This is a genomic window from Nocardiopsis trehalosi NBRC 14201, assembly GCF_001552555.1.
Lineage (GTDB): Bacteria > Actinomycetota > Actinomycetes > Streptosporangiales > Streptosporangiaceae > Nocardiopsis_B > Nocardiopsis_B trehalosi.
This window is the reverse complement of the sequence record NZ_BCRK01000201.1, coordinates 1-10,835: the sequence shown is the minus strand read 5'-3', so window position 1 is coordinate 10,835 and position 10,835 is coordinate 1. Positions and strand designations below refer to the sequence as shown.

Here is a 10,835-nt window from a genome sequence, read left to right as displayed (position 1 = left end):
CCAGCGGCGACACCACCGCCGCGCGGCCCGGCCGGGCGGGCGCGCCGGACGCGGCCGCGGACGCCGTTGTCCGCGGCCCGTCCGGCAGTGGGGCACGCCGCCGCCGGCCCTGACGGCGCGTGCCCCCACCGGTGCCGTACCCGACGAGTACGGCCCCGGAGTCCGATGCCCCCTCCTCCGCCGGGCCGGCGGACCGGGCGGCGGGAACCACCACGCCCGGTTCGGCGAACCCGGCCGGGGGCTCCGCCGGGCGGACGCTGATCAGCGGGGTGCCCACGGCCACCACGTCACCGGGGGCGCCGTGCAGCTCGGCCACGGTCCCGGCGAAGGGGCAGGGCACCTCCACCGCCGCCTTCGCGGTCTCGACCTCGGCCACCGGCTGGTCCACGGCCACGGTGTCGCCCACCGCCACCTTCCAGCCCAGGATCTCCGCCTCGGTCAGGCCCTCCCCGAGGTCGGGCAGCAGGAAGCTGCGCACGTCCGACGCGGGGCTCACGACCGGGCCTCCGCCCGGCCGGCCGCGCGCCGGGGCGGGGGCGGCGGGACGTCCGGCACCCAGCTCGCCTCCCACTGCAGCCGGTCGACGGCGTCGAGGACGCGGTCGACCGAGGGCAGGTGGTACTCCTCCAGGTGCGGCGGCGGGTAGGGGATGTCCAGGCCGCCGACCCGCAGCACCGGGGCCTCCAGGTGGTGGAAGCACTGCTCGGTGATCCGGGCCGCGACCTCCGCGCCGTAGCCGGCGAACGTCGACGCCTCGTGCACCACCACCGCGCGGCCGGTGCGGCGCACCGACGCCGCGACGGTGTCGTCGTCGAACGGGGCCAGCGACCGCAGGTCGACGACCTCCAGGGAGCGGCCCTCGGCGCGCGCCTCCTCGGCCGCCTCCAGCGCGGTCGCCACCATCGGGCCGTAGGCGATCAGGGTGGCGTCGGTGCCCGGCCGGCGCACCACCGCGCGGTCCATGGGCTCGGTGCGCACGGGCAGGTCGAGGTCGGCCCGGTCCCAGTAGCGGCGCTTGGGCTCCAGGAACACGACCGGGTCGGGGGAGGCCACCGCCTCGCGCAGCAGGGAGTAGGCGTCGGCCGGCGTGGCCGGGGTGACCACCCGCAGGCCGGGGGTGTGCGCGTAGTAGGCCTCGGAGGAGTCGCCGTGGTGCTCGACCGCGCCGATCCCGCCGCCGTAGGGGATGCGGATGACCAGCGGCAGCTCCACCCGGCCCCGCGTCCGGTTGCGCATCTTCGCGACGTGCGACACCACCTGCTCGAACGCCGGCAGCGCGAACGCGTCGAACTGCATCTCCACGACCGGGCGCAGCCCGTGCATCGCCATGCCCACGGCGGTGCCCACGATCCCCGACTCCGCCAGGGGCGAGTCGAAGCACCGGTCCTCGCCGAACTCGGCGGTCAGCCCGTCGGTGACGCGGAACACCCCGCCGAGGGGGCCCACGTCCTCGCCGTAGACCACCACGGAGGGGTCCTCGGCCAGCGCGTCGCGCAGCGCCCGGTTGAGCGCCCCGCCCAGGGTCGTCGCGGCCATCGTCAGCCCTCCCGGGTCTCGTCGAGCAGCTCCCGCCGCTGCCGGGCCAACTGCGCGGTCGGCGCCGCGTAGACGTGCGCGAACAGCTCCGCCGGATCGGGTTCGGGGTCGCCGGACAGGCGTTCGCGCACCCGGGCCGCCAGCTCCTCGGCGGCGTCCTCGATGCGCCGCATCCCGGCGTCGTCGACCACCCCCTCCGCCCGCAGCAGCGCCTCCAGGCGGGCGATGGGGTCGCGCCGCCGCCACGCCTCGACCTCGGCGTCGTCGCGGTAGCGCTGCGGGGCGTCGGCGTTGGTGTGCGGGTCGATCCGGTAGGTCTGCGCCTCGATGATGGCCGGGCCGCCCCCGGCGCGCGCCTCGGCCAGGGCGCGGGAGACCACGGCGTGCACGGCGGCCGCGTCGTTGCCGTCGACGTGGTAGCCGCGCATCCCGTATCCGATCGCCTTGTGCGCCAGGGTGGGCGCGGCCGTCTGCCGGTGCACCGGGACGGAGATGGCCCACTGGTTGTTCTGGATCAGGAAGACCACCGGGGTGTTCCACACCGCGGCGAAGTTGTACGCCTCGTGGGCGTCGCCCTCGCTGGTGGCGCCGTCGCCCATGAGGACGAGCGCGGCGGTGTCCCGGCCCTTGCGCCGGGCGGCGTAGGTCAGGCCCACCGCGTGCGAGGCGTTGGTGGCCAGCGGGGTGCACTGGGGGGCGCAGCGGTGGCGGTCGGGGTCGTAGCCGCTGTGCCAGTCGCCGCGCAGCAGGGTCAGCACCTCGACCGGGTCGACCCCGCGGGTGACCAGGGCGACGCAGTCGCGGTAGGTGGGGAACAGCCAGTCGTCCTCCGCCAGGGCCAGCACGCCCCCCACCTGGCACGCCTCCTGGCCGTGCGAGGAGGGGTACACGGCGAGGCGCCCCTGGCGGGTGAGCGCGCCGGCCTGGCGGTCGAAGCGCCGCCCGACGACCATCGCCCGCAGCATCGCCAGGAGCGTGTCGGGCGCGGGTGCGGGGAGGCCGCTGCCGCCGACGCGGCCGCCCCGCGGGTCGACCAGCCGGATCGGCTCCGCTGTGGGGAGGGGAGGAGCAGAACGAGGCCGGTCATCGCTGCGCTTCATGTCTTGAATATGCGGTTCGTCACCCCATAGTGTCCATACGGACGGCGCGACCGTGGACGGATGGCCGCGGAGCGCCGCCCGGGCGGCCATCCGTCGGAGCCGTCCAGCATGCGGACGCTGTGAGGTGAGACACATGGCCGTGGAGCTGGACGGGGTCGACCACCGCATCATCGAGTTGCTGCGCGCCGACGGCCGCATGTCCGTCCGCGCCGTCGCCGAGCAGGCGCACATCTCCCGCGCCAACGCCTACGCGCGCCTCGACCGGCTCCGCGACCAGGGCGTCATCCGCGGGTTCACCGCCGTCGTCGACCCCGAGAAGACCGGGCGCGGCCTCGCGGCCTACGTGTCGGTCCGCATCCTCCAGCACTCCTGGGAGCGGTTCCGCGACCACCTGCGCGACATCCCCGAGATCGACCACGCCGCCCTGGTCTCCGGCGACGTCGACCTGCTGCTGCTCGTCCGCGTCGCCGACGCCGCCGACCTGCGCACCTTCGTCCTCGAACGCCTCCAGCGCATCCCCGAGGTCCGCTCCACCCAGACCATGTTCATCCTGGACGAGCCGCCCCTGGGCCGCTGACCCGCACCCCGCCCCGCTCCGACCGGGCGGGGCGGCCGTCAGCGGTAGCCCGCCAACCCGTCGGCCAGCTCCGCCGCGTCGCCGTCGCGCAGCGCCGCCAGGGCCTGCTGGAGCGCGAACGTCCCGCGGATCGCGGCCGCCCGCGCCGGCAGGCCCGGGTCGGTGCGTGCCCGCGCGGACAGCACCCGCTCCGCCAGGTCCGGGCCGTGGCCGACCGCCACCGCCGCCGCGTCCTCGGCCGGATCACCCAGGCAGGCGCCGTCCCAGTCGACCACCCCCGATACCCGGCCACGGTCGCCGTCCGCCGTCCAGAGCACGTTCTCGGCACCCAGGTCGCCGTGGACCAGCGCGTCCGTGCGGTGCGGCAGTGCGGCGACCGCCTCCAGTTCGCGGTCGGCGCGGCGCCGCCCGGCCGGGGACATCAGCGGCGCGAGACCGTCGCGCACCCCGGCGGCGAACCGCGCCCACCGGTCCGCGGGGTCGCGGGGCAGCGCCGCGCGCAGCGCCGGGGCGGCCCCGGCGTCGGCCAGCGCCTCCAGCAGCCCGATGTACCCGGCCGCCGCAGCGGCGGGGGCGGCCGGGGGGCCGTCCGGCAGCGGGGCGCCGGGGACCCGGTCGAGCACGAGGAAGGGGGTCGCGCCGCCGAACCCGCGTTCCAGCGGTACGGGGGCGCGGACGCCGATCCCGGCCGCCGCCAGCGCCTCCAGCACGGCCGCCCGCTGCGGCAGCCGCGCCGCCGCGGCGGCCGTCCGCGGCAGGCACACCACGCGCTCGGCACCGAGGACGACGGTGTGGAACTGGCCGCGGCGCACGGTGCGGCGGCCGGGCGGGTCGCCGGGCAGCAGCCGGTCGAGCAGCGCCCGGTGCGCGTCGGGTTCGCCGGCGTCCATGGCGGCGGTCAGGGCTTGCGGCCGACCGCGGCGAGGATCAGCGACTTGCCGGCCGAGTACACGGTCTCGCCGTCCGCCGGGTTCCAGTCGGCGGCCGGGACCAGGCCCGGCGGCACCAGGTCGAACCCGTCGAAGAAGGCCAGGATCTCCTCGCGGCTGCGGTCGGCCACCGGCGCCGTCGCCGTGCGGTAGACGGCCTTGGACCCCTCGGTGGCCGCCGGGCGGCCGGGGTCGGAGAACCCGTGCGACAGGATGATCCGGCTGCCGGGCGCCATGGCGTCGCGCAGCCGCGCCACCAGCCGGTGCGGCTCGTCGCTGTCGGGCACGAAGTGCAGGATCGCCGCGAGCAGCACCGCGACGGGCTGGTCCAGGTCGATCAGCGAGCGCAGCACCGGGTGGGCCAGGATCTGCTCGGGTTCGCGCAGGTCGGCCTGGATGAACCGGACCGATTCGGTGGTGGCCAGCAGCGCCTCGCCGTGCGCCACGACCACCGGGTCGTAGTCGACGTAGACGACGCGCGCGTCGGGCGCCGCCGCGAGGGCCGCTTCGTGCACGTTGTCCCGGGTGGGCAGGCCCGTGCCCAGGTCCACGAACTGGCGGACGCCGTCCGCCACGGCGGCGCGCACCGCCCGGCCGAGAAAGGCCCGGTTGGCGCGGACGGTCGCCGGCAGGTCGGGCACCATCGCCATGATCTTCTCGGCCGCGGCCCGGTCGACGGCGTAGTTGTCCTTGCCGCCGAGGTAGTAGTCGTACATCCGCGCGACATTGGGCACCGACGTGTCGATGCCCTCCGGGGCGGGGCCCTGGCCGTCCACCGTTGCTCGTCCTCCTGCCGACCGGCGCCGAGCCGGTCCGTACCGAATGGGGGGTCGACACATGCAACCAGGTTCCCGGAGAACGGGCAATCCGCCGCGGAACGGGCGCCCGATCGCGGTGCGCTGGGGGTCACCACCCCGTCGCGGCGTGCACCTGGGCGCCCAGCATCGGGGCGAGCGTGCGGGAGTAGGTCGCCGTCAGGTGGTTGTCGTCCGACATCACCAGCACATTGCCGACGACGGCCGGGCACCGCCCGTCGGGGCACAGGTACCGGGTCAGGTCCACGAACGCGACGTTGTCCGGCACCCCGGCGGCGGTGTCCAGCGGGGAGTCCCGGGCCAGCGACGCGGACTGCTCCGCCACGCACGCCGCCGCGCCGCGGCGGTCGACGCACTCGGGGGCGTCGAAGTCCAGCCGGGGCGTGTCGCGGACGGCGATCACGCCGATGCCCATGGCGTCCAGCTCCCGCCACCGGCGGACGTGGTCGTCGGGCACCCGCTCGCGCTCGGCGGCGCCGCTCACGGTCGCGGTGGTGAACACCGCGTCCGGCCGCAGCTCGGCGAGTTCGGCCATGACCCCGTCCTTCCACGCCTCGCAGTCGGCGTAGAGGGCGCCGCCCAGCCGCTGGGGGGCGGCGCCGAACCGGCAGCTGTTCTTGGTCATCACCACCAGCCGCCACCCGTGCCGGAGGGCCAGTTCCCGCATCGCCGGGAACCAGTGGCCGACGTGGGAGGAGCCGACCAGGGCGACGGTGCGCCCGGCGGTCGCCGGCCCGTAGGAGCAGGCCGCCACCTCGGTGCCCTCCACCTCGGTGTTGCAGCCGTTGACGTGGGTGGCCCACGGGTCGCGCGGTGCGGTCAGGTCGGGGTAGACCGGGGCGTCGGGCAGCCGCGCCGCCACGCGCGGGTCGGCGAGGGCCCCCGCGCCGGGGTAGCGGGCGGAATCGGCGGCGGCGAGGTCGGCGGAGCGCTGCCGCGCGTCGAGCCCGGCCGTCCACAGGCCGGCGGCCACCAGGGCCGGGGCCAGGCACGCCGCGGCGACCGCCAGGCCGTACCCCGCCGGCGCGGGGGCCGGCCGGCCGCCGGTGGCGCGGTCGGTGGCCCACGCGAGCCCGGCCGACAGCGCGAGCACGGCCAGGCCGTCGGCCGGCCCGGCGGCGGGGCGGCCGCTCGCCTGGAGGTACAGCACCAGCACCGGCCAGTGCCACAGGTAGAAGGGGTAGGCCAGGTCGCCGACCCGGCGCAGCGGTGCCCAGCACAGCAGCCGGTCCGCGCCCCAGGGGCGCCCCGACACCCCGGCCGCCAGTACCAGCGCCGCCGCCCCCGTCGGCCACAGCGCGGCCCACCCGGGGAACGCGGTCGACACGTCGACCAGCGCGCCGCACGCCGCCAGCGCGGCCAGCCCCGCCCACCCCAGGGCGGCGCGCACGGCGGCGGGCGCCCGGACCCGGTCGGGGAGCAGGGCGAGCAGCCCGCCCAGCGCCGGCTCCCACAGCCGCGCCCCGGTGTCGAAGTAGGCCCGCGGCTGGTCGGCCGCCGTCGCCGCCACCGCGTAGCCGAACGACGCCGCGGCCACCGCCGCCAGGATCGCGGCGAGGACCGGCCGCGTCCCCCGTCCCGACCGCGCCGCGACAGCGGCCGCCACCGCCACCAGGACCGGCCACACGAGGTAGGCCTGCCCCTGCACGGCCAGCGACCAGAAGTGCTGCACCGGGCTCGCGGCGTCGCGGGCCAGGTAGTCGACGGAGTGCGCGGCCAGCCGCCAGTTCTCGTGGTAGAGCGCCGACGCCGCGACCTCGGCGACCGTGTCGCGCCACCGCGGGCGCGGCACCCACAGCCAGGTCCCGGCCAGCACCCCCGCCAGCACCAGCCCGGCCGCCGGGGACAGCCGCCGCAGCAGCCGGGCCAGGAACGCCCCGGCGCGCACCCCGCCGCCGCGCTCGACCGAGCGCACCAGCGACCCGGTGATGAGGAAGCCGGTGAGCAGCAGGAACACGTCCACACCGCCGGAGACCCGGCCGAACCAGACGTGGTAGGCGGCCACCAGCAGCACGGCCACCGCCCGCAGCCCCTGGATCTCGGGACGGTGGCGGGCGGGCGGCGCACCGGCGCCCAGCGCGGCGGGGGAGGGCCCGGCGGTGGGGGTGAGAACGGACAACACGGCGCCCGGGGGTGGGGGACGGGGAAGGGCGCCGGTCACGCGGGTCAGGGCTCCGGACGCGTCCGGAGCGTACGCTACCCCCCGCCCGCGCACCAGGGTCCGGTGCCCCGCTCCGGGGCCGCGGTCAGGCGGCGTTGCCGCCGTCCACCACGAGGTCCGCGCCGACGGTGAACGCCGACTCGGGGGCGGCCAGGTACAGCACCGCCGCGGCGATCTCCTCCACCTTGCCGACCCGGCCGATCGGGAGGCGCTCGCGCATGCGCGCCGTGCGCCCGGCCTCCGTCTCGCCGGGGAGGAGCGACATCGCGGTGGCGCTCGGTCCCGGGCTGACGGCGTTGATGCGGACGCCCTCGCCGATGTACTCCCGCGCCGCCGCGCGGGTGAGCGCGCTGACCGCGGCCTTGGACGCCCCGTAGGCGCCCGTCCCGGGGCGGCGGACGTGCGGGCCGAGCGTGGAGGAGACGTTGACGATGGCGCCGCCGCCGTTGCGCCGCATGTACGCGACCTGCGCCCGCATGCCCAGCAGCACACCGGTGACGTTGACGTCCAGCAGGGTGCGCCACTGGTCCTCGTCGATGTCGGCGACCGGGCCCGTCGCCGTGAGCACGCCCGCGTTGTTCACCGCGACGTCCAGCGAGCCGAACGCGTCCACCGCGGCGTCCACCAGGCGCTCCATGTCGGCGGCGGAGGTGGTGTCGGCGGGGACGGCGGCGGCCCGGCCGCCCGCCCGGGCGATCAGTTCCACCGTCGCGTGCAGCGGTCCGGGGGTGCGGCCGGCGACGACGACGGCCGCGCCCTCGGCGGCGAGCGCCAGGGCGACGGCCCGGCCGATCCCGCTCCCGCCGCCGGTGACGAGGGCGGTCGCGTTGGAGAAGCGTACGGACATGACGGTCCCTTCGGATGGTGGGGCATTGTCAAACATTCCAGAATGGTGGGTCTTGATTGATGGCCTGTCGGAGCGGCGGCCGATCCGGTGGAGCGGTCAGGACAGGAGCAGCAGCGCCTGCTCGGCCGCGTCGCGGACGCGGCGGCCGTCCTCGTCGGCCTTGCCGACCACCCGTATCCCCTGCAGCACGGTGAGCAGGAACCGGGCCAGGGCGTGCGGGTCGCGGTCGGGGGCGAGTTCGCCCCGCGCCTGGGCGCGGAGCAGGGCCGACCGCAGCGCCGTCTCCAGCAGCAGCCAGCTCTCGCGCACCCGGCGGGCGGCCGGCGGGTCGTGCGGCGCGCGCTCGACCGCCGTGTTCACCACGAAGCAGCCGCGTCGGCCGGTGTCGCCGGCGGCCTCCCGGGCGAACCGCTCCACCAGCGCGCGCACGGCGGGCAGGGCGGGCCCGTCCCCCGTCAGGTCGCGCAGGATGCCGGTCTCGGCGGAGGAGCCGTAGCGGTCCAGCGCCTTCAGGAACAGCTCGCGCTTGCCGCCGAACGTCGCGTAGACGCTCGCCCGCGCGATGCCGAGGCGGTCGACCAGGTCGGCCATCGACGTCGCCTCGTAGCCGCGCTCCCAGAACAGGTCGACCGCTGCCGCCAGTGCGGTGTCCGGGTCGAACGCCTTCGTCCTCGCCATGCGGCGACGCTACATCTTTCGAGAACGATCGGTCAAAAAACGTCGGGTGTCCGCACGCGTCCGAAGAGGGACCGCGCCCGGCGGGCCGGGCGCGGCGTCGGCGCGGTCGACGGCGGTCAGCCCCGGGTGCGGGCGTGCCAGCGCTCGGCGACCACGCCGTCCACCAGGTCGCACGGGGTGGCGTCGTAGTCGAGGCTCCGGTTGTAGTCGCCCGCGCACGCGCCGAGCGCGAACGGGGCGACCTCGTCGTCGCGCAGCGGGACCTCGTAGCCGGTGACGGTGGTGACGTGGTGGACCCGCCCGCCGCCGGTGTCCTCGCTGCCGTGGTACTCGATGATCCGGGCCTCGGCCAGGCCGGCGAGGATCTTGCGTTCTGCGTCCTTGGGCGGCCACTCCATCACTGCGCTCCCTCCGTCACCCCTCGCCGCACCAGCTTGCCAGCACCGGGCCCGCCCCAGGGTGCGCTTGGCCACACCCGTCCCGGCCGCCCCGCCCGCGCGCGGTAGAACCTCCCGGACCGCCCGCATCGTCCGCCGCCCGCGGCCGCATCCGGTCAGCCCACGACCAGCCGCTCCTCGGCGTAGGCGTAGCGGCGGCCGTGGTGGCGCAGCGCCAGCGCCGAGGCCAGCGTCGCCGGGCCCACCCGCCCGATGAACATGAGCGCGACGAGGATCAGCTGCCCCGCCGCCGGCAGGTCCGCCGTGATGCCCGTCGACAGCCCCACCGTGGCGAAGGCCGAGACCACCTCGAAGAGCAGCTGGTCCAGGGTGAACAGGGTCATCGTCATCAGCGCGAACGTCGCCGCGCAGACGAGCCCCAGCGCCAGCAGCACGACCGTCACCGCCTGGCGCTCCACGTCCGCCGGCAGCCGCCGCCGGCCGATGTGCACCGTGCCCTCGCCGCGCATGTTGGCGTAGATCACGAACGCGAGCACGGTGAACGTCGTCACCTTGATACCGCCCGCCGTGCCCGCGCTGCCGCCGCCGATGAACATGAGCACGTCCGTCACGAACAGCGTCTGGGTGTTCATCTCGCCGAACGGCAGGCTGTTGAACCCGGCCGTGCGCGGCATCACCGCCTGGAAGAACGCCGCCAGCACCTTGCCGGGCACCGACAGCGGGCCCAGCGTCGCCGGGTTGCGCCACTCCAGCGCGCAGAACGCCGCGAACCCGACGGCGAGCAGGGCGGCCGTCCCCAGCAGGGTGATGCGCGCGTGCAGCGACCAGTGGCGGGGCGCGGCGCCGCCCACCCGCCGCGCGTGCCGCCACAGCTCCAGCCACACCGGGAAGCCGAGCCCGCCCGCGATGACGGCGACCGCGATCGGCAGGCAGATCCACGGATCGGTGGCGAACCCCTCCAGGTTGTCGCTGAACAGCGCGAACCCGGCGTTGTTGAACGCCGAGACGGAGTGGAACACCCCCAGGTAGACGGCGCGGCCGGGCGACTCGCCGTAGGCCAGCGCGAAGCGCGCCGCCAGCACCGCAGCCACCCCGACCTCGAACACCGCCGTGACCCGGGCGATCCCGCCCACCAGCCGGCGGACCTCGCCGAGCGTCAGGCTCTTGGCCTCCGCGCCGGCCCGGATCTGGGTGCGCAGCGACAGGCGGCGGGTCACCACCGCCCCGAGCAGGGTGGCCAGGGTCATGATGCCGAACCCGCCGACCTGGATCAGCGCCAGGATCACCACCTGCCCCGCGGTCGACCAGTACACGGCGGTGTCGACCACCGCCAGACCCGTCACGCAGACCGCCGAGACGGCGGTGAACAGCGCCGTCAGCACGTCGGCGGACCGCCCGCCCGCCGACGCGGCGGGCAGCATCAGCAGCAGCGTCCCCACCAGCACGGCGCAGCCGAACGCGGCCACCGTGAACTGCGGCGGCCGCAGCCGGTCGCCGAAGTCGGCCGCCCCGCCCCCGCGCCGCCGGCGCCACCCGCCGCGTGGCGAGAACCCACCTGCCACGACCGTCCCCCCTGTCACACTCGTCCCGGCCGCGCCCGACGCGGACGCACCGGACAGATGAGATCACGTCCGCCCGGCGGTCCGCGCACGGGCCGCGCCGGAACGCGCCCGACCGGCTCCGCCCCGCACCCCGCGACCGGCGCCGACGTGTGCCCGCCGCGGGCCCGGGAAGGGGGGCGGCGGGGGAGCCCCGGCACCGGGGTGGCGGCGCCCCGCCGCGCGCCCGCCCGCC

At 76.7% G+C, this 10,835-nt stretch carries 11 protein-coding genes; 1 reads left to right on the top strand and 10 read right to left on the bottom strand.

The window, feature by feature from the left end:
* From NT8_RS24410 to pdhA, 3 genes are all read right to left on the bottom strand, one after another.
* A partial coding sequence (locus NT8_RS24410; RefSeq protein ID WP_305082639.1) for a biotin/lipoyl-containing protein occupies positions 1–496 on the bottom strand: 496 nt, incomplete at its 3' end.
* Positions 493–1,536: an alpha-ketoacid dehydrogenase subunit beta gene (locus NT8_RS24405; RefSeq protein ID WP_067974251.1), complete on the bottom strand. Its 1,044-nt coding sequence runs from the start codon at positions 1,534–1,536 to the stop codon at positions 493–495. The genes NT8_RS24410 and NT8_RS24405, both read right to left, overlap by 4 nt.
* Positions 1,537–1,538: 2 nt before the next feature.
* A complete protein-coding gene (pdhA, locus tag NT8_RS24400) occupies positions 1,539–2,636 on the bottom strand; it encodes a pyruvate dehydrogenase (acetyl-transferring) E1 component subunit alpha (RefSeq protein WP_067974249.1) in 1,098 nt (365 codons plus the stop codon).
* Positions 2,637–2,769: 133 nt separating this feature from the next.
* Between pdhA and NT8_RS24395 the strand changes: the two genes are divergently transcribed.
* Entirely contained in the window at positions 2,770–3,213 is a 444-nt protein-coding gene (locus NT8_RS24395; protein WP_067974246.1) for an Lrp/AsnC family transcriptional regulator, read from the top strand.
* A 38-nt stretch (positions 3,214–3,251) separates the two neighbouring features.
* Here NT8_RS24395 and NT8_RS24390 read toward each other — a convergent pair whose 3' ends face one another.
* From NT8_RS24390 to NT8_RS24360, 7 genes are all read right to left on the bottom strand, one after another.
* The gene (locus NT8_RS24390) at positions 3,252–4,103 is read right to left on the bottom strand and encodes a phosphotransferase family protein (protein WP_067974243.1); all 852 of its coding nucleotides are present in this window, start codon (positions 4,101–4,103) and stop codon (positions 3,252–3,254) included.
* A gap of 8 nt (positions 4,104–4,111) precedes the next feature.
* Entirely contained in the window at positions 4,112–4,918 is an 807-nt protein-coding gene (locus tag NT8_RS24385; protein WP_245646315.1) for an SAM-dependent methyltransferase, read from the bottom strand.
* Between the two features lie 130 nt (positions 4,919–5,048).
* On the bottom strand, positions 5,049–7,079 hold the full coding sequence (locus NT8_RS24380) for an acyltransferase family protein (RefSeq protein ID WP_067974256.1): 2,031 nt from the start codon (positions 7,077–7,079) through the stop codon (positions 5,049–5,051).
* A 124-nt stretch (positions 7,080–7,203) separates the two neighbouring features.
* Entirely contained in the window at positions 7,204–7,965 is a 762-nt protein-coding gene (locus NT8_RS24375; RefSeq protein WP_067974240.1) for an SDR family NAD(P)-dependent oxidoreductase, read from the bottom strand.
* 96 nt (positions 7,966–8,061) lie between these two features.
* Complete coding sequence (locus NT8_RS24370) at positions 8,062–8,643, bottom strand: TetR/AcrR family transcriptional regulator (RefSeq protein WP_067974237.1); 582 nt, start codon at positions 8,641–8,643, stop codon at positions 8,062–8,064.
* A 116-nt stretch (positions 8,644–8,759) separates the two neighbouring features.
* Positions 8,760–9,041: a hypothetical protein gene (locus tag NT8_RS24365; RefSeq protein WP_067974235.1), complete on the bottom strand. Its 282-nt coding sequence runs from the start codon at positions 9,039–9,041 to the stop codon at positions 8,760–8,762.
* A 155-nt stretch (positions 9,042–9,196) separates the two neighbouring features.
* Positions 9,197–10,507, bottom strand: a complete 1,311-nt coding sequence (locus NT8_RS24360; protein WP_067974254.1) for a TrkH family potassium uptake protein — start codon at positions 10,505–10,507, stop codon at positions 9,197–9,199.
* Positions 10,508–10,835: the final 328 nt, after the last annotated feature.